At 62.0% G+C, this 18,518-nt stretch carries 20 protein-coding genes; 11 read left to right on the top strand and 9 right to left on the bottom strand.

What is annotated here, in order from left to right:
- Position 1: 1 nt before the first annotated feature.
- From ilvD to FHR23_RS09030, 4 genes are read left to right on the top strand one after another with little or no spacing between them, the layout of a single operon-like run.
- Positions 2-1,723: a dihydroxy-acid dehydratase gene (ilvD, locus tag FHR23_RS09045; RefSeq protein WP_184003036.1), complete on the top strand. Its 1,722-nt coding sequence runs from the start codon at positions 2-4 to the stop codon at positions 1,721-1,723.
- On the top strand, positions 1,710-2,096 hold the full coding sequence (locus FHR23_RS09040; RefSeq protein WP_221227435.1) for a hypothetical protein: 387 nt from the start codon (positions 1,710-1,712) through the stop codon (positions 2,094-2,096). The genes ilvD and FHR23_RS09040 overlap by 14 nt, the downstream gene beginning before the upstream one ends.
- Complete coding sequence (locus FHR23_RS09035) at positions 2,093-3,496, top strand: NAD(P)H-hydrate dehydratase (protein WP_221227434.1); 1,404 nt, start codon at positions 2,093-2,095, stop codon at positions 3,494-3,496. Before FHR23_RS09040 ends, FHR23_RS09035 begins: the two co-directional genes overlap by 4 nt.
- Positions 3,493-4,698 carry a class I SAM-dependent RNA methyltransferase gene (locus FHR23_RS09030; protein WP_184003035.1) on the top strand — a complete coding sequence of 402 codons (1,206 nt, stop codon included), beginning with the start codon at positions 3,493-3,495 and terminating at the stop codon, positions 4,696-4,698. Before FHR23_RS09035 ends, FHR23_RS09030 begins: the two co-directional genes overlap by 4 nt.
- Here FHR23_RS09030 and truA read toward each other — a convergent pair.
- Together truA and fmt are read right to left on the bottom strand one after the other, a co-directional pair.
- Positions 4,683-5,429 carry a tRNA pseudouridine(38-40) synthase TruA gene (gene truA, locus FHR23_RS09025; protein WP_184003033.1) on the bottom strand — a complete coding sequence of 249 codons (747 nt, stop codon included), beginning with the start codon at positions 5,427-5,429 and terminating at the stop codon, positions 4,683-4,685. The two genes, FHR23_RS09030 and truA, sit on opposite strands and share 16 nt — an antisense overlap.
- A complete protein-coding gene (gene fmt, locus FHR23_RS09020) occupies positions 5,426-6,331 on the bottom strand; it encodes a methionyl-tRNA formyltransferase (protein WP_184003031.1) in 906 nt (301 codons plus the stop codon). The genes truA and fmt overlap by 4 nt, the downstream gene beginning before the upstream one ends.
- A 58-nt stretch (positions 6,332-6,389) precedes the next feature.
- Between fmt and recR the strand changes: the two genes are divergently transcribed.
- The 4 genes from recR (at position 6,390) to FHR23_RS09000 (ending at position 9,850) form a co-directional block, all read left to right on the top strand.
- Positions 6,390-6,986 (top strand): recombination mediator RecR, encoded by a 597-nt coding sequence (gene recR / locus FHR23_RS09015; RefSeq protein ID WP_184003029.1) that lies wholly within the window; start codon positions 6,390-6,392, stop codon positions 6,984-6,986.
- 79 nt (positions 6,987-7,065) lie between these two features.
- Positions 7,066-7,593, top strand: coding sequence for a peptide deformylase (gene def, locus FHR23_RS09010; RefSeq protein WP_184003027.1), 528 nt, complete (start codon positions 7,066-7,068; stop codon positions 7,591-7,593).
- Positions 7,594-7,779: 186 nt separating this feature from the next.
- On the top strand, positions 7,780-9,132 hold the full coding sequence (locus FHR23_RS09005; RefSeq protein WP_184003282.1) for a DNA recombination protein RmuC: 1,353 nt from the start codon (positions 7,780-7,782) through the stop codon (positions 9,130-9,132).
- Between the two features lie 22 nt (positions 9,133-9,154).
- Positions 9,155-9,850 carry a tetratricopeptide repeat protein gene (locus tag FHR23_RS09000; RefSeq protein WP_184003025.1) on the top strand — a complete coding sequence of 232 codons (696 nt, stop codon included), beginning with the start codon at positions 9,155-9,157 and terminating at the stop codon, positions 9,848-9,850.
- On the opposite strand, the gene FHR23_RS08995 is transcribed toward FHR23_RS09000, so the two are convergent.
- Genes FHR23_RS08995 through FHR23_RS08965 form a run of 7 tightly spaced genes read right to left on the bottom strand, consistent with a single transcriptional unit; the run spans position 9,851 to position 14,980 of the window.
- Complete coding sequence (locus tag FHR23_RS08995) at positions 9,851-10,651, bottom strand: TrmH family RNA methyltransferase (RefSeq protein WP_184003023.1); 801 nt, start codon at positions 10,649-10,651, stop codon at positions 9,851-9,853.
- A 14-nt stretch (positions 10,652-10,665) separates the two neighbouring features.
- On the bottom strand, positions 10,666-10,938 hold the full coding sequence (locus tag FHR23_RS08990; RefSeq protein ID WP_184003021.1) for an HPr family phosphocarrier protein: 273 nt from the start codon (positions 10,936-10,938) through the stop codon (positions 10,666-10,668).
- Positions 10,935-11,342, bottom strand: coding sequence for a PTS sugar transporter subunit IIA (locus FHR23_RS08985; RefSeq protein ID WP_184003019.1), 408 nt, complete (start codon positions 11,340-11,342; stop codon positions 10,935-10,937). The genes FHR23_RS08990 and FHR23_RS08985 overlap by 4 nt, the downstream gene beginning before the upstream one ends.
- Positions 11,343-11,367: 25 nt before the next feature.
- The gene (gene rapZ, locus FHR23_RS08980) at positions 11,368-12,285 is read right to left on the bottom strand and encodes an RNase adapter RapZ (protein ID WP_184003017.1); all 918 of its coding nucleotides are present in this window, start codon (positions 12,283-12,285) and stop codon (positions 11,368-11,370) included.
- A complete protein-coding gene (locus tag FHR23_RS08975) occupies positions 12,285-12,719 on the bottom strand; it encodes an HPr kinase/phosphorylase (RefSeq protein WP_184003015.1) in 435 nt (144 codons plus the stop codon). Before FHR23_RS08975 ends, rapZ begins: the two co-directional genes overlap by 1 nt.
- Before the next feature lie 7 nt (positions 12,720-12,726).
- Positions 12,727-14,304, bottom strand: a complete 1,578-nt coding sequence (locus FHR23_RS08970; RefSeq protein WP_184003013.1) for a sensor histidine kinase — start codon at positions 14,302-14,304, stop codon at positions 12,727-12,729.
- The gene (locus tag FHR23_RS08965; protein ID WP_184003279.1) at positions 14,273-14,980 is read right to left on the bottom strand and encodes a response regulator transcription factor; all 708 of its coding nucleotides are present in this window, start codon (positions 14,978-14,980) and stop codon (positions 14,273-14,275) included. Before FHR23_RS08965 ends, FHR23_RS08970 begins: the two co-directional genes overlap by 32 nt.
- Positions 14,981-15,185: 205 nt before the next feature.
- Between FHR23_RS08965 and FHR23_RS08960 the strand changes: the two genes are divergently transcribed.
- The 3 genes from FHR23_RS08960 (at position 15,186) to FHR23_RS08950 (ending at position 18,488) form a co-directional block, all read left to right on the top strand.
- The gene (locus FHR23_RS08960; RefSeq protein WP_184003011.1) at positions 15,186-16,796 is read left to right on the top strand and encodes a phosphoenolpyruvate carboxykinase; all 1,611 of its coding nucleotides are present in this window, start codon (positions 15,186-15,188) and stop codon (positions 16,794-16,796) included.
- Positions 16,797-16,896: 100 nt separating this feature from the next.
- Positions 16,897-17,208, top strand: coding sequence for a hypothetical protein (locus FHR23_RS08955; RefSeq protein WP_246359788.1), 312 nt, complete (start codon positions 16,897-16,899; stop codon positions 17,206-17,208).
- Between the two features lie 74 nt (positions 17,209-17,282).
- On the top strand, positions 17,283-18,488 hold the full coding sequence (locus FHR23_RS08950; RefSeq protein ID WP_184003008.1) for a mechanosensitive ion channel family protein: 1,206 nt from the start codon (positions 17,283-17,285) through the stop codon (positions 18,486-18,488).
- Positions 18,489-18,518 lie beyond the last annotated feature (30 nt).

Below are 18,518 nucleotides of genomic sequence, written 5' to 3'. Positions count from 1 at the left end.
TATGACCAAAAGCTTTGATAAATCCCGCCTGCCCAGCCGTCACGTTTCGGTCGGGCCTGAAAAAGCGCCGCACCGCAGCTATTATTATGCGATGGGGCTGAGCGAAGAGGAAATCGCACGCCCCTTCGTCGCGCTCGCCAGCGCCGGTAACGACAGCGCGCCGTGCAATACCACGCTGAACGCGCAGGCTGATGCGGCGCGTGCCGGAGTGGAAGCAGGCGGCGGAATGCCGCGCCGGTTCAACACGATTACCGTGACCGACGGCATCGCCATGGGGCATCAGGGGATGAAATCCTCGCTGGTCAGTCGTGAGGTGATCGCCGACTCGGTCGAGCTTTCGGTGCGCGGCCACTGCTATGATGCGCTGGTCGGCTTTGCCGGGTGCGACAAGTCGCTGCCGGGGATGATGATGGCAATGCTCCGCCTGAATATCCCGTCGATCTTCGTCTATGGCGGATCGATCCTGCCGGGTCGGTTCCACGATCATGACGTCACGGTCGTCGATGTGTTCGAAGCGGTGGGCCAGCACGCATCGGGCAATTGTCCGTTGCAGGAACTGATCGAGCTGGAAAAAGTCGCCTGCCCCGGACATGGTGCGTGCGGGGGGCAGTTTACCGCCAACACCATGGCGTGCGTGGGTGAGGCGATCGGATTATCGCTGCCCAACTCCAACATGGTGCCCGCGCCCTATCAGAGCCGCGCGGAAATCGCGGTAGCGGCGGGTGAGCAGGTGATGAACCTGTTGGAGAAGAATATCCGGCCACGCGACATCTGTACGCGCGAAGCGTTCATCAATGCCGCGCGCGTGGTGGCCGCCACCGGCGGTTCGACCAACGGTGCGCTGCATTTGCCCGCCATGGCCAATGAAGCAGGAATCGAGTTCGACCTGTTCGACGTGGCGGAGATATTTAAATCAACCCCTTACATCGCTGACCTGAAACCCGGTGGCAAGTATGTCGCCAAGGATATGTATGAAGCCGGCGGCGTTTATATGCTGATGAAGACGATGCTGGCGGGGGGGTATCTGAACGGCGATTGCATGACCGTGACCGGCAAGACGCTGGGCGAGAATATCGATGAAGTTACCTGGAACCCCGATCAGAAGGTGATTTACGATATCCAGACGCCGCTGTCGCCGACCGGCGGCGTGGTCGGCCTGAAAGGGTCGCTGGCGCCCGATGGCGCGATCGTGAAGGTGGCGGGGATGAAGCGATTGCAGTTCGAAGGTCCGGCGCGGGTATTCGAATGCGAAGAAGACGCATTCCGCGCGGTTGAGAATCGCGACATCGCTGAAGGATCGGTGATCGTCATCCGCTATGAAGGGCCGAAGGGCGGTCCCGGTATGCGGGAGATGCTGGCGACCACCGCTGCGCTCTATGGTCAGGGCATGGGTGAGAAGGTTGCGCTGATCACCGACGGCCGCTTTTCGGGCGGCACGCGCGGCTTCTGTATCGGTCATGTCGGCCCTGAGGCGGCGGATGGCGGCCCGATCGCGCTGATCGAGGACGGAGATATGATTCGCATCGATGCCGAGGCTGGAACCATCGATCTGGACGTGGCGGAAGCAGTGCTGGCTGAGCGCAAGGCCAACTGGAAACCGCTTCAGAACGATTATCAGGCAGGCGCGCTATGGCGCTATTCGCAAAATGTGGGTTCAGCCTGTAAGGGGGCGGTGACGCATCCCGGAGCACGCGCTGAAACCCATGTCTATGCGGATATCTGATCTCGGACTGATTACCATCCTGTCGCTTGCCCTTGCCGGGTGCGGGCAGGGGATTTCGAACGGCAATAACGGGACGTCGCAACCGCCGAGGGATAAGGGTGAGCATATCGCCTGCTCCCCGGCGGGCAGTGATGGTTTCATACCCGACTGTACCGTTGATTCCACCACTACCGATCAGGGCACGGTGCTGACCGTGCGTCAGCCGGATGGCAGTTTTCATCGCCTGCTTGTCACGCAGGATGGGAACAGCGTGACCGCCGCCGACGGAGCGGAGCCGGCGAAAGCGACGGTGTTGAGCAATGGCCAAATCGAGGTGGTAATCGGTGGCGCACGCTACCGCCTGCCGACGCCGTTGAGCAAATTGGCGTCATGACGCAACGTATCCCTTCGGGTGTTCCCATCCTGACGGCCGAGGCCATGCGCGCGGCCGAACAGGCCTGTTTCGTTGCAGGCGTTGCGCAGGATGAGCTGATGGAACGCGCTGGTGCCGCAGTTGCGAGGGAGGCTTTGCGCTTTGCAAAGGGGCGGGCGGTGCTCGTGCTTGCCGGGCCGGGCAATAACGGTGGCGATGCGTATGTCGTCGCCCGCTTGCTGGCAGAACGGGGGCTGGATGTTACCGTCGCCGCACTGGGCGGGGAGCGCAAGGGGGCGGCGGAAACCATGCGCCAGCGCTGGGACGGGCCGACCGTAGCGTTGCAGGATGCGGAACCGCGCGCGGTACTGGTCGATGGCCTGTTTGGAACCGGTATGTCGCGCACCTTGTCTGATGATGTCAGAGAATTGCTCCATTATCTTGTAAAACATTCTGAATTTTCGATTGCGATTGATCTGCCTTCGGGAGTCGGCACCGACGATGGTGCGGATCTGGGCGCTGCTCATATGGATGTGACGGTAGCGCTGGGTGCGCTCAAACCGGGGCATGTGCTGGGGGCGGGGCTGATCGCGAGCGGGCATGTGATATATGCCGATATCGGTATTCCCTGCGCTTCTGATTGCCACAGTATCGCCCAGCCGGAGCAGGCCGCGCCCGCGCGCGACAGTCACAAATACAGCCGCGGGCTGGTGCTGGTGGTTGAAGGGGCAATGCCGGGAGCATCCCGGCTGGCCGCACGATCGGCGCTGCATGGCGGCGCGGGCTATGTGATGCTGGCGGGCGCAAATCAGCCGGATCGTGGCCCGGATGCCCTGGTGTTTCGCAAGGCCGCAAATGCGGATTCGCTCGCCACGCTGCTGGAGGACGAGCGGATTGCCGCGCTGGTGATCGGGCCGGGGCTGGGCCGGGATGCGGAGAGTCGTGCACGGATGGAGGCGGCGCTGGATAGTGAGCATCCGCTTGTTCTGGACGGCGATGCGCTGACGATGCTGGGCGAGGCGGCGGCTGAACGTCTGTACCGGCGGAAAGCGGCGACCGTTCTGACACCGCATGCGGGTGAGTTTTCGCGGATGTTTTCCGGCGATGGCGGCAAGCTGTCGGTTACGCGGGAAGCGGCGCGGCGGTCGGGTGCGGTAATCGTGCACAAGGGACCGGATACAGTGATAGCCTGGCCGGACGGGCGGGCCGTGGTCGCCGCCAACGGATCGCGCTGGCTTTCGACTGCGGGGACGGGCGATGTCCTGGCGGGGCTATGCGGAGCACGGCTTGCGGTCGGTGGGATGGACGCTATTGCGGGCGCGATTTGGCTGCATGGACGCGCCGCGCAGCTTGCCGGTCCGGCCTTTGCAGCCGACGACCTGATCGCGCAGGTGCCGGTTGCGCTGGGAGAATGTCGATGAGTGAGGGTAGCGAGATTGTCGGCATTGCCGCGCGAGGTGACGGTATCGCCAGCGATGGGCGTCACCAGCCGCTGACTGCGCCGGGCGATCGCTTGCGCGCGGATGGCGGCATCACGCGCGGGCCGCACCATCGTGAGCCGCCTTGCCGCCACTTTCCCGAATGCGGGGGATGCACGCTGCAACATCTGGATGATGCCAGCTATGCGACCTATCTGCACGACCGTGTGGCGAGTGCGCTGGCCCAGCACGGGTTGAGCACGGAAATCCGCGCGCCCATTCTGTCGCCGCCGAAAACGCGCCGCCGCGCCACGCTGCACGCCGAACGGCGCGGGCGTCAGGTGCTGCTGGGTTTTACCGAGAGCAAGAGCCACCGGCTGGTGGACGTGTATCAGTGTGAAATCCTGCACCCGGACCTGTTCGCGCTGTTGCAGCCGCTGCGTGGGCTGCTTGCCGCCATGCTGCCGCGCAGCCGCCGCGCCGATATTCATCTGACACTGGCCGATCAGGGCGCGGACATCCTCATCAAAGGTGTTGAGGCCGACGGGCTGGCCAATGCCGAAGCGCTGACCAGCTTTGCAGCGCGGCACAATCTGGCGCGGCTGACAATCGACGAAGGGCTGGGGCCGGAACCGCGCTGGGAACCGGACCCGGTGACGGTGACGCTGGGCGGGGTGCCGGTCGCACTGCCGCCGGGCGCGTTTTTGCAGGCGACACAGGAGGGCCAGGATGCGCTGTCCTCAGCGGCACGCGGGATTTGCGAAGGCGCTGCGACCGTGGCCGATCTGTTTGCGGGGCTGGGCACGCTCAGCCTGATCCATGCGCCGAAGACCAAGGTGTATGCCGCCGAGGCGTCGCGCGATGCGGTGATGTCGTTGAAAGCGGCGGCCAATGCCGCGCAGCGCCCGGTGTTCACCGATCATCGCGACCTGTATCGCCGTCCGCTGACGGTGGAGGAGCTGAACCGCTTCGATGCGGTCATTCTGGACCCGCCCCGTGCGGGTGCGCAGGAACAAATGCGCAATCTGGCGGATGCGATGCCGCGTATCGCCTATATATCCTGTAATCCCAGTACCTTTTCACGCGATGCCGCGATATTATGTGAAGGCGGCTATATGCTGGAATGGGTGCAGCCGGTGGGGCAGTTCCGCTGGTCGACCCATGTCGAGCTTGCCACCAGCTTCCGGCGTCAGTCGTCCGAATAATCCGCGCGTAGGAAATATAGTCCGTCCGATGGGGCGTTGAGCGCGAGGGCGGTGCGGTCGCGTGCTTCCAGCGCTGCGGTCATATCGTCGGGCGTCCATTTGCCCAGCCCGACCTGTGCCAGACAGCCGACCATCGAGCGGACCTGATGATGCAGAAAGGATCGCGCGGAGGCGAAAACGCTGATCCGGTCGCCGGTACGCACGACGTCCAGCCGGTCGAGCGTCCGCAGCGGGCTGTCCGCCTGACAATGGACCGAGCGAAAGGTGGTGAAGTCATGCCGCCCGATCAGCCGCTTCGCGCCCGCCTGCATGGCTTGCGCATCCAGCGGCTGTGCCAGTCGCCATGCCAGCCCTGCTTCCCAGGTCAGCGGCGCACGACGATTGACGATGCGATATTCGTAATGGCGCGCGATGCAGGAGAAGCGGGCGTGCCAGTGGTCGGCCACCTGTTCGCACGCGAGGATCGCCACAGGATCGGGGCGCACGACCGCATTGATCGCCTCCATCAGTCGAAAGGGTGCTATCGGCTTTTCAATATCGACATGCGCGCGCATCGCCAGCGCATGGACGCCTGAATCGGTGCGGCCTGAGGCGTAGACCAGAACGGTTTCGCCGGTGATCCGCGCGATCGCCTCCTCGATCGCCTGCTGCACGCTGGGACCATGGTCCTGTCGTTGCCAGCCCATGAAGGGGCGACCGTCATATTCGATGGTGAGCGCGAAGCGGGTCACGTCAATTGCGTACCCGCAGGAATCGGGAAACCGCGCAGCAGGTCCTCCGCCGCCATGACGCCACGGCCCGCGCGTTGCACAGTTTTCGGGCGGATCGCGCCGGTTTCGCAAGCGATGGTGAGGGCATCGTCCAGCACTGTGCCGGGTGTGCCGCCGCCTTCAGCGATTTCGGCGGAATGGACGCGGATACGCTCCCCGGCGATTTCCAAAAAGGCGCCGGGAGCGGGGTTGAAGGCACGTATCTGCCGCTCCACCGCTCCCGCCGGTTGCGCGAAGTTCAGCCGAGCCTCCGCCTTGTCGATCTTCGGCGCCTGGGTGACGCCGGTTTCGGCCTGCGCCACCGGCGGATAGGCATCGGGATCGGCCAGCACCTCGATCATCAGCCGCGCGCCAAGGTCCGACAGTTCGCGGGTCAGGTCGCCCGCCGTCTTGCCGCCGATGGGGGTGCGCCCTTCCAGTCGTACCGGCCCGGTGTCGAGTCCCGCCTCCATCTGCATGATGCCGACGCCGGTTTCGCCATCGCCAGCCAGAATTGCGCGCTGGATCGGGGCCGCACCACGCCAGCGCGGCAGGAGCGAGGCATGGACGTTGAGGCATCCCAGACGGGGCGCGGCGAGAACCGCGCGCGGCAGTAACAGACCATAGGCCGCGACCACGGCGACATCCGCATTGAACCCGGCAAACCGTGCCTGTTCTGCCTCATCGCGCAGGGTCGGGGGCGTGAATACCGGAATGCCGAGCAGTTCGGCGCGGGCATGAACCGGGGAGGGATGGAGCTTCTTACCGCGACCCGACCGGCGTGGCGGCTGGCTGTATGCCGCAACGACATCATGCCCGGCGGCCACCACCGCGTTGAGCACCGGTACCGCGAATTCGGGCGTTCCCATGAAAATCACTCTCATGGAATGCTCTCAACCGCTTGGCAGAAGCCTATGCAACCCCCTATCTATCCAATCTGTCATGGCTTCTTCCGAAATCGAAACGCTGACTCAGGCGCTGGCGCGGCTTCCCGGCCTTGGTCCGCGATCGGCGCGGCGTGCGGTGCTGCACCTTATCAAACGGCGGGAAACCGCGCTGGAGCCGCTGTTAAAGGCGCTGGGCGTGGTCAGCGAGACGCTGGCGACGTGCAGTGTTTGCGGCAATGTCGATACCACCGACCCATGCGGAGTTTGTGCCGATCCCCGCCGCGACGGTCGCTCGATCTGTGTGGTGGAGGAGGTCGCCGACCTGTGGGCGCTGGAGCGTTCGCGGCTGTTTCCCGGCAAGTTTCACGTGCTGGGCGGGCGGTTGTCGGCGCTGGATGGCGTGCGGCCGGAAGACCTGACCATCGATTCGCTGATTCGCCGGGTGGAGGCGGGCGGTATCGACGAAGTGGTGCTGGCCATGAATGCGACGCTGGAAGGGCAGACCACGGCGCATTACGTCGCCGAGCGGATCGAGCGTTTTCCGGTGCGGGTGACGCAGCTTGCCCACGGCCTGCCGGTCGGGGGTGAACTCGACTATCTTGATGAAGGCACGCTGGCGCAGGCGTTGCGCGCGCGTCGCCCGCTGGGATGAACCGGGCGTTCAGTCTGATCGAAATTTCGTCTTTGTCGCGGTAATTGACCTGTGGCGGCGAAATTCCTAAATTTACGACATGGCCATTCTTCCGATTATCGAGGTACCCGATCCGCGGCTGAAGATCGTTTCCGACCCTGTCGAGACGGTGGACGACGAACTGCGTCAACTGATCGCCGATATGTTCGAAACCATGTACGATGCGCCCGGCATCGGCCTTGCCGCCATTCAGGTCGGCGTGGCGAAGCGCGTGCTGGTGATGGACCTTCAGGAAGAAGAGGATGAGGACGGCAAGCCGATCCGCGAGCCGATGGTGTTCATCAATCCCGAAATCCTCGACACCGATGAGGCGATGAACATCTACAAGGAGGGCTGCCTGTCGGTCCCAGAGCAGTTCGCCGAAGTCGAGCGTCCCGCCACCTGTACCGCGCGCTGGATGGATGAGGACGGGAAGGTGCATGAAGAGCAGCTTGAAGGATTGCTGGCCACCTGTCTTCAGCATGAAATGGACCATCTGAACGGTATTGTCTTTCTCGACCACCTGTCGCGGCTGAAACGGCAGATGATTATGAAAAGGCTGCAAAAGGCGCGTAAGGCAGCGGCCTGACGCCATGCCTTCGGACGTCCTGTCCGGTCGTATTCACCAGTCATCGTAAAAACCGATTTAGGGCTGTCCTAACCGGATCGTTCCGCCTATGTTCCCAAACCGTGTCTGTGCGAAAGCGACAGGCATTGATCGGGGATTTCGGGAGGGATTGTTTTGACGCTGGAACTGGTCGCCATCATTATCGCCATGGCCGCAGGGCTGGCCATCGGCTGGTTTCTGGGCAATCGCGGCGTGGCGGCGATGCGCGCCGAACGCGATGCGCGTACCGAGGATTTCAAGGCGGCGATCACCGATCTGGCCCGCGCGCAGGAGCAGGCGAATGAGGTCGGGCGGCTGCGTGACGTGGAAGAACGGCTGCGCGACGAACGCGATGCGGCGCGGCTGGAACTTGCCGACCTGAAGGCGAAGGCCGGGGCGTTCGAGGACCGACTGACCGAGTTCAAGGATGCTCGAGAGGCGATGGCCGGCCAGTTTCGTGAGGTCGCCACGCATCTGCTGGGCGAGGCGCAGAAAAGCTTTCTGGCGCGCGCAAACGACCGGTTCAGCGAAGAGGGCAAGGCGAATGAGGCGAAGCTGAAGGCGTTGCTGGCGCCGGTGCAGGACACGCTTAAACGCTATGAGGAGTCGATTTCGAAGGTCGAGAAGGAGCGGCAGGAAGCCTATGGCGACCTGAAAGGCGTGATCAGCGAAATGCGGATCGGGCAGGAATCGGTGCGCAGCGAAGCGGCGAAGCTTTCCAACGCCTTGCGGTCGGCGCCCAAGGCACGCGGACGATGGGGCGAGCAGCAGTTGCGCAACGTGCTCGAAACCTGCGGCCTGGCCGAACATACCGATTTCCAGATGGAAGTGAGCGTCGATACCGAGGGCGGCAGGCTGCGTCCCGACGCCATCGTCAAGGTGCCGGGCGGGCGCAGTCTGGTGATCGACGCCAAGGTGTCGCTGAACGCCTATCAGGACGCGCACGGCGCGGTGGATGAGGCCGAACGCGCCGCGTTCATGGCGGCGCATGTCGCGTCGATGAAGAACCATATCAACGCGCTGGGGGCCAAGGCGTATCAGAACCAGTTCGACGACACGCCCGATTACGTCATCATGTTCGTGCCGGGCGAGCATTTCCTGTCCGCCGCGCTGGAACATGAGCCGGAGCTTTGGGACTATGCGTTCGATCGCCGGGTGCTGATCGCAACGCCGACCAACCTGATTGCGATTGCGCGCACCGTTGCCGCGGTCTGGCGTCAGGAGAAGCTGGCCGGCGAGGCGCGGCAGATCGCCGAACTGGGCAAGGAACTGCACGCGCGGCTCTACACTATGGGCGGCCATGTTTCGAAACTGGGCAAGAACCTCGAAACCGCGATGGGGGCGTATAACAGCTTCGTCGGCAGCATGGAGTCGCAGGTCATGACGTCGGCACGGCGGTTCGAGACGTTGAACGTCGATACCGGCGGCAAGAGCCTCGACAGTCTGCCGATGGTCGAACAATCGGCACGCCCGCTGACCAAACTGGCGGTGAGCGACGATCGGGAGGAAGCTGCCGAGTAACAACGAACAGGGGGAGGGGAATATGCTGATTGTGGGGATTCTGGCGCTGTTGGCCGCGACACCGGGTGTCGCAGGACAAAATCAGATCGTTGCCGGAGAGAAGGCGCAGGATCCGGACAGCAAGGCGGTGGACGCCGCGATTACGGCGATCAGGGCCAGCCAGCCCGACAAGGCAATCACGTTGGTCGAACCGGTTATTGCGCATCTCGACAAGGATATCGCAGCGGAGAAGCGGCTGGTATTTTGCGGGCCGAATATGACCGAAGCACTGGTATATGCGACGCTTGGCCAGTCGATGAAGCCGAAACGCGATACCCTTGTCCTGAACGATAGCGGGTGCATGGCGCTCTGGATCAAGGGATTTGCACTGAACGGGCAGGGCAAGTTCGCCGAAGCCGTGGCGCCGCTGAAACGCGCGACCGAACTTGCGCCGATGCATTCGCAGTTTTTTTCCGAACTGGGCTTTGCCTATCAGCAATTGAAACAGCCGGAACTGTCGCTTGCCGCGTACAAAAGCGCCGAAACCTATGCCGGATTTTCCGAAGATGAGAAATTCCAACGTGCGCGGGCGTTGCGCGGTGAAGGCTTTGCCTATGTCGACCTTGGTAAATGGGATGAGGCGGAAAAGGCTTATCAAGACAGCCTGAAGGACGACCCCGACAGCAAGGTGGCCAAAAACGAGCTGGAATTTATCAAACAGAACCGTCCAAAGGATTGATCACCCCGCCTGCCGATCGAGCACGGTATAGGCCATGACGGCGGTGGCGACGGCGGCGTTCAGGCTGTCGGCCTTGCCGTGCATCGGGATTTTGACCAGCACATCGCATTCGGCGGCGAAGCTGTCGGGCATTCCCTGCGCCTCGTTCCCGGTCAGCAGGAAGGTGGGCGGCGGATAGTCGGGCGCGCGATAATCGCTGTCGGTATCGAGGCTGAGGCCGACAAGCTGCCCCGGACCGCTGCGTAACCACGGCAGGAAATCGGACCATGCGGCCCGCGCCAACGGCACGGTGAACAGCGCACCCATGCTGGCACGCACCGCTTCTACCGAAAACGGGTCGACACACTCGTCGATCAGAATCAGCCCGCCCGCACCGACCGCATCGGCGGTGCGCAGGATGGTTCCCAGATTGCCGGGATCGCGCAGCCGTTCGGCCACCAGCCATAGCGGCGCCGTTGTGCGATCAAGCCGGTCCAGCGCGGTCGGCAGTTCGTCATATACGCCGACCACCGCGCCGGGATTGTCCTTGCCCGATAGCTTGGAAAGGATGTCCGGCGTGGTGCGGATGGCTTCGCCTCCGCCTGCCTCGACCGGGCCGATCAACGCCTGCACCAGCGGGTGCTGTTCGCTGTCACCGGCGAAGAAGCAATAGCGCGGTAAATGCCCTGCCTCCCGCGCTTCGGTGAGGATGCGCAGCCCTTCGGCCAGGAACAGTCCTTCGGCTTTGCGGTGACGCTTGTCGCGCAGCGTGCGCATCCGCTTAACCAGCGGGTTGGAATAGGCGGTGATGTCGCGGGGCATGGCGGACCGGAAGGTTATTCTTCGCCGAACCGGTCTTCAACGAGCGAGGTCAGGGCATCGATCGCCATATCGGCGCCATCGCCTTCCGCGCTGATCGTGATGACGTCGCCCATCGCCGCACCCAGCATCATCAGCCCCATGATCGAAGTGCCAGTAACGCTGGTGCCGTCCTTTTCGACCGAGACTTCGACCGGCTGCGCCGAAGCGAGCGTGACGAACTTTGCACTGGCGCGTGCGTGCAACCCGCGCTTGTTGATAATCTGGACCGAACGGCTGGTGCGGTTCACGCAGCGGCCTCACCCAGCACCTCGGACGCGACCGAGATATATTTGCGTCCTGCTTCACGCGCGGCCGCGACGGCGTCCACAACCTTCATTTTCTTGCGTGCACCGCCAAGCCGGATCAGCATCGGCAGGTTGATGCCGGCAATCACTTCGACGCGTCCCGGCTCCATCAGCGAAATGGCGAGATTGGATGGGGTGCCGCCGAACAGGTCGGTCAGCACGATTACGCCCGACCCGTCATCGACCGACTCGATGGCGGTCGCGATGTCGGTGCGTCGCGCCTCCATATCATCTTCTGGGCCAATGCAGATCCGGGCGATCTTTTCCTGCGCCCCGACAACATGCTCCATGGCCGTGACGAATTCTTCAGCCAGATGGCCATGCGTCACCAGAACCAAACCGATCATGCAATCATGCTTCCCAAGCGATTCATCATTGTGTCGGCGCGTCCTCAAGCGAATCCTGCGGCGCCGTACCGAGATCTCTATGCTTTACCGTGGGCGAAAAACCCGCGTTACGCAACCGTCCGGCCATATGTTCGGCGACATGAACGGAACGATGTCTCCCCCCGGTACAGCCAAAGGCGATGGTTACATAGGATTTTCCTTCCGCCCGATAGCGTGGCAGCAGCATCTCGATCAGGCTGACGATCCGCTCAATTGCCTCGGGGTAGGCGGAATCCTGCGCGATATACTCGGCGACATCGGCATCCTGACCGGTGCCGGGGCGCAATTCCGCAATCCAATGCGGGTTACGCAGGAATCGCATGTCGAAAACCAGATCGGCATTGAGCGGCAGGCCGCGCGAATAGCCGAACGACAGAATGGAGAGAGTCGGCTGGCCCAGCGAATCGGTGGCAAAGGTTTCCCGCACCTTCTGCGCCAGATCGTTTGCGGAAAGGCTTGTCGTGTCGATCAGGCGGTTTGCCCACCGGCGCAGCGGCGCCAGCAGTTCGCGCTCTCTGGCAATGCCGTCGCTGGCGGGACGATCGGCACCAAGCGGGTGTCGGCGCCGAGTTTCGGAATAACGGCGTTCCAGTTCGGTGCCGCTGCAATCGAGAAACAGCACGCCGACATCATGCCCATGCATTTCCCGGAGATTCTTGATCTTGCGAACCAGCGCATCGGGATCGAAACCACGGGTGCGCGTGCCCAGACCCAGCGCAAGCGGGCGGGTGTCCCAGTCGACACCTTCGGGCAGTGCGGTAGCGAGCAACCGATCGACGAGCAGCAGCGGCAACTGATCCACGACTTCCCAGCCGATATCCTCCAGCGTGCGCAGAACCGTCGATTTTCCTGCACCCGACATGCCGGTGACGAGCAGGATATCCTTGGGAGGACTGTTCGGCATTATGGTTCGGACCGATGTTTCAGAGCCAGTTCAACCTTGATCGGGGCAGACGGTTCCAGCGCAGGCAACTGGATCAGCGGCACTTCCATACCGCAAAGCCGACGATGGCGGACCTCCAGCGGCAGGCGATCCGGCTGATTACTGATCGAAACGATGAGTGCGAGCGGAGCCGAGTCGATGGAATTGAACGGAACGATGCCAAGCCCGCGCACTTCCATCTGCCCCTTGATCGTTGCCGGTGCGCTGGCCTGAAGCGCTCCCTTGTGCCGTTGCACAAAGGTATAGTCGTCGCTGACAAGGATGGCCCCCCGATCAATCAGACGCAGTGCCAGATCGGATTTGCCGCTGCCCGATGGCCCTTCGATCAGCACTGCTTCACCGTTTATGGCGACGCAGCTTCCATGCACGCTCTCGGACGATAGCTCCGTCATCATACCCCCGTTAGTGCCTCGCGCCAGTGGTCGGCAGGCGGACGATGAACCGCGCACCGGCCTGACGATCTTCGCGCGATTCGACTGCGATCGTGCCTTGATGCCCTTCTATGATCGTCCGGGCAATGGCGAGTCCCAGCCCGGAATGCTTACCGAATTCTTCCGTTTCGGGGCGAATCGAGTGAAACCTGCGGAAAATCGATTCCCGTTGTGCTTCGGGGACGCCCGGCCCTTCGTCCTCTACCCGAATTTCTACCCAATGATGGTCCTGATGCGCGGAAAGGGTGATCACACTGCGGTCGGGCGAAAAGGAGATGGCATTATCGATCAGGTTTTCAAATACGCGCTCCAGCCGGGTTCCTTCGCCCAGAACCCGGATTGCTTCCTCCGGCTGCCGATCGAAACGAATACGCAGGTTACGGGGCAGGCCGCGTTCGATCCGCTGGTGGACGAGCGCCGACAGAAGCGCGCCGAGATCGACGGGTTCGAACTTGGCGCGGCTGAGTTGCGCGTCGAGCCGGGAGGCATCGGAAATATCGCTGATCAGCCGGTCCAGGCGATGAATATCGTCACGGATAACGGCGATCAGCCGTGCCTGAAGCTCCGGATCCTGAATATTGGCCAAGCCCTCTACGGCGGAACGTAAAGAGGCCAGCGGATTCTTGATCTCATGCGTGACATCCGCCGCAAACGCTTCGGTGGCGTCGATGCGCGCGCGCAGCGCCTGACTCATATCCGAAAGCGCGCGGGCGAGCATGCCGATCTCATCCCGCCGGGAGGGAAGGCGGGGGACCACCACTTCGCGCGCGCGCCCCAGACGTACGCGCACCGCCGCTCGGGCCAGCCTGCGCAGCGGGCGGACGATGGTACGGGCGAGGAAGAGTGACAAGAGGATCGAGGTCAGGACGGTAATCGCCAGCACGATGCTGAGGCGATAGCGTTCCAGCCGGACGGTTTGCGTAATGTCACGGGCGTTGACCGTGGTGAGTACCACGCCGCCATCATCAAGTGCTGCGGCGGCGGTAACGACCGGCGTGCGGTCGGGCGCGCGCCAGACCGATGCGGCGGTACCATGCGTATCGATTGCAGTGACCACATCGGGCCATCGCAGGCCGGTATTGCCATGGTGTTCGCGATATAAGGGAGGTCGGCGGGCGGCAACCACGGTGTCGATGACGGCATCGAGGAAACGCGCGGCATCCATTTGCCAAGGTTGTTTGTCGGGATCCTGCAGGGTGAAGTTGCGAAGGCCCAGCGCCTGACTGTCCTCCAGCAATGTACCTTTGTCCGAATAGACACGAACGCGGGTACCGGTGGAGGCAGCCATCCGCACCACCAGCGAATTTTTGAGTTTTCGAGGTGCAGCGTCAAGCGCTTCGGCGATCAGTCTGACTTCGCGATCGGATTGCGATACCCGGTTGTCGAGGATTCGCGTCCGGTAGGAATCGAGATAGAAAAATCCACCCGCCAGCAGTGCGAGCGCAAAAATATTGACCGCCAGAATCCGCGCGGTGAGCGAGATTCGTCCGGACCAGCGTAGCGAAAGCTCCCGGTCGTCACTCGTCGGAGAATCGGTAGCCGGCGCCATAGAGTGTTTCGATTGCGTCGAAATCGGGATCGACCTGACGGAATTTGCGCCGTACCCGCTTGATATGGCTGTCGATGGTGCGGTCATCGACGTAAATATCGTCCTGATAGGCGGCATCCATCAACTGGTTGCGCGTCTTGACGATGCCGGGACGCTGGGCAAGCGTTTCCAGAATCAGAAACTCGGTCACGGTCAGCGTCACCGGCTTGTCCGCCCAAAGCACGCGATGCCGCGCGGGGTCCATGGTCAGACGGCCCCGCGTCAGGATGGTCGTACCTTCCTCTCCCTCTTGCCGGCCGGTGGCTGTGCTGTGTTCGGCACGGCGAAGAATGGCGCGGATCCGGGCGATCAGCAGACGTTGGGAGAAGGGTTTGGAAATATAATCGTCCGCTCCCATGGCGAGGCCAAGCGCCTCATCCAGTTCGTCATCCTTTGAGGTCAGAAAGATTACCGGAAGCTGGGTTTTTTCCCGCAATCGCCGCAGCAACTCCAGTCCGTCCATCCGCGGCATTTTGATATCGAGCACGGCCAGATCGGGTGGATTGTCGATCAGGGCCTTTAAGGCCGTTTCCCCGTCCGAATAGAGGCGCGTAACGAATCCTTCCGCCTGAAGCGCGATGGAAACCGAGGTAAGGATGTTGCGATCGTCATCAACGAGCGCGATCGTATCCGTCATCATGCACCCGAACACAGCCGACTGAGGCTTTGGGAGTAGTGCAAAGTTCCATCGCGCTCAACCGATGCGATGAAGCGTACAGTGTTTTCGCTGTTTTATATGGTCGGTGTTTGACCGGTTCGAGCGTGCGTTCTAAGCGGGACGCGCAATAAAAATATAGTTACGCAACCCGTCAAAACCGGGTGCTACTGGGGAGAATGAGGATATGATCGAGCGCACACCCGCTCTCGGACTGCGTGCCATGGGCATCGAAACGAATGCCGAACTGCACTGGAACCTGAATACGCCGCAGCTTGTCGAACAGGCATTGAAACGCGGTGAGGGCAGACTGGCAAAGCACGGACCGCTGGTTGTCGAAACCGGTAAGCACACCGGACGATCGGCCAATGACAAGTTTATCGTCCGCGACGACGAAACCGAACAAAGCGTGTGGTGGGGCAAGGTCAACAAGCCTATGGCCCCGGAAGCATTCGCCAATCTGAAGGCCGATTTTCTCTCCGCATTGAAGGAACGCGACACGCTGTTCGTCGCCGACCTGTATGGCGGATCGCAACCCGAACACCGGGTCAAGGTACGCGTCATTAATGAACTCGCCTGGCAGAATCTGTTCATCCGCACGATGCTGGTCCGTCCCGAAGACGGCGAACTCGCCGGGATGGAGCCGGAATATACGATCATCGACCTGCCGGACTTTCGCGCCGATCCCGAGCGCCACGGCTGCCGTTCGGAAACGGTCATTGCGGTCAATTTCACCGAAAAGCTGATCCTGATCGGCGGTACCCGCTATGCTGGTGAGATGAAGAAATCGGTGTTCGGGCTGCTCAACTATATGCTGCCCATGCAGGGCATCATGCCGATGCACTGTTCGGCGAATATCGGTCCCGAGGGCGATACCGCGATCTTTTTCGGTCTGTCCGGCACCGGCAAAACGACGCTTTCGGCGGATGCCAGCCGTACCCTGATCGGCGATGACGAACATGGCTGGTCCGATACCGCCGTGTTCAATTTCGAGGGCGGTTGCTATGCCAAGATGATCCGCCTTTCCGAAGACGCGGAACCGGAAATTTACGCCACGACGAAGCGGTTCGGAACGGTGCTGGAAAATGTCGTGATGGACGAGGAAAGCCGAGAGCTCGATCTCGATGATGCGACGCTCGCCGAAAATACGCGCGGTGCCTATCCGATCGATTTCATCCCCAATGCGTCCACAGAGAATATGGGACCGGTGCCGAAGAACGTCGTCATGCTGACGGCGGATGCGTTCGGCGTGCTGCCGCCCATCGCGAAGCTGACCCCCGATCAGGCGATGTATCACTTCCTGTCGGGCTATACCGCCAAGGTAGCAGGCACCGAAATCGGCGTGACCGAACCGGAGGCGACCTTTTCCACCTGTTTCGGCGCGCCGTTCATGCCGCGCCATCCATCCGTTTACGGGAATTTGCTGAAAGAACGGATTGACAAGGGCGGGGTCGATTGCTGGCTGGTCAATACCGGCTGGACCGGTGGCAAATATGGTGTCGGCAGCCGGATGCCGATCAAGGCGACCCGTGCGCTGCTGAATGCGGCGCTGGACGGCAGTCTGAACAATGTCGAGTTTCGTATCGACCCCAATTTCGGATTTCAGGTGCCGGTCGCCGTTCCCGGTGTGGATTCAGCGATCCTTGATCCGCGCGGAACCTGGGCCGATACGGTCGAATATGATGCCACCGCGGCAAAGCTGGTCGACCTGTTCGTCGAAAATTTCGCGCAGTTCGCGGATCATATCGATGCCGGTGTGCTGGAAGCGGCACCTACCAAGGCACAGGAAACCGTCTGACTCTAGGCACCGGCTTCCTGTTCTGTCCTCGCACCCGCAGCACATTCGTGATAATGGATGCATTGTTTCGGAGTCGTATTGAAGGGATTGTCGCATGAGCATGCTCGATGGACTGCTTGGACAGGTTGCAGGAAATATCGACCTCAAGAATCTGGCGGAAAAGGTCGGCATTTCTCCTGAGCAGGCCGAGGCCGCGGTACAGGCGTTGGCTCAGGCCCACACCGCACCGGGCGATACAGCACAGACGGCCGCTGATTCCACGGGCTTGCCGGTCGCCAAGATCATCGCAATCATCGAGCAGATCGGCGGCGAAGGTGCTTTGGGCCGCTTTGCGCAGCTGCTGGAAGGGCAACAGGGCGGTATTGGCGGCGCGCTGGGCGGGATGGCTTCGGGCCTGTTCGGCAAGAGCTGATCGCCAACCGTTTCAGCCATATTGTCAAAAATGCTGCAGTGCGGAACTTATCGTTCGGCATGCGTTGACACCCTATGGCTAAAATAGAAGTAGCAGGCTGGACACTCCCGGCTCCGATACTCGACATCGGGCTGGTTGTCCTCGCCATATGCGCGGCATTATTCGTGCATTTCGTGGCAATCCGCATTCTGCTTCGCATTACGAAGCGCACCGGCAGTCAAAGCGGGGATGTCCTCGTCGATGTAGGAAGAGGGCCGCTGCGCTGGATACTGGTCGCGCTGGCGCTGACCTTTATCCGCAGTGCCCTCAGCCTGGGCGCACAGGCAAACGCCATATGGAAACAGGCGGCAGGATTGATCGTGCCACTGCTGGTCGGCTGGCTGGTGATTGCGCTGATCCGGGCCTGGGCACGTATCGTCGAATTGCACTGGGACATTTCGGTCGCCGACAATCTGCGGGCACGGCGGCGGCGTACGCGCAGTATGATTCTGACCCGCATCGCCACGCTGGTCGTCGGGTTCGTTACTATTTGCCTGATGCTGCTGTCGATTCCGGGTGTCCGCAGCGTCGGCGTCACCCTGATGGCGTCGGCGGGGCTGGTCGCTTTGGCGGTGGGTGCGGCTGCGCAACCGGCACTCAAGAACCTGATTGCCGGTATCCAGATGGCGTTTACCGAGCCGATCCGGCTCGACGATGTCGTCATCATTGACGGCGAATGGGGCAAGATCGAGGAAATCCGCCTGACCTATGTCGTCGTCGCGATCTGGGACGAACGGCGGCTGGTGGTTCCCGTCAGCAAGTTTCTGGACGACTCCTTTCAGAACTGGACCCGCCAGACGGCGACATTGCTGGGCTCGGCTTTTTTCTACCTCGATCCCACCGCCGATATTTCACGGTTGCGTGCTAAATATGAGGAGGTTGTGAAGTCGAATCCGCGCTGGGACGGGCGCGGCTATGTGTTGCAGGTGACGGACGTCAAACCGGAAGCGATCGAGGTGCGCGTACTGGCGACCGCCGCTGATGCCGCCATCGCGTTCGACCTGCGCTGCGACATTCGCGAAGCGATGCTGGCGTTCATCCGCGACGAGATGCCGGAAGCTCTGCCGCGCAATCGTACCCGGCTGGAACCGGGTACGAGTATCGAGGATGAACGCAACGCACGGATCAACGGTACGGCTCGTCAGACCTCTGCAGAAGGCAGCGGGCTTGGCGATGTCAGCGATATCAGCGAACGTACCGACCGCACGGACGAGGGTGATCCGGTTCCACGCGATGAATAGAAATGGCGGTGCCGCACCGGGTACCGCTGA

It is taken from the genome of Stakelama sediminis (genome assembly GCF_014199335.1).
Classification (GTDB): Bacteria; Pseudomonadota; Alphaproteobacteria; order Sphingomonadales; family Sphingomonadaceae; genus Sphingomonas; species Sphingomonas sediminis.
The sequence above is the reverse complement of the archived record's forward strand: the minus strand, read 5'-3'. Positions and strand labels throughout refer to the sequence as shown.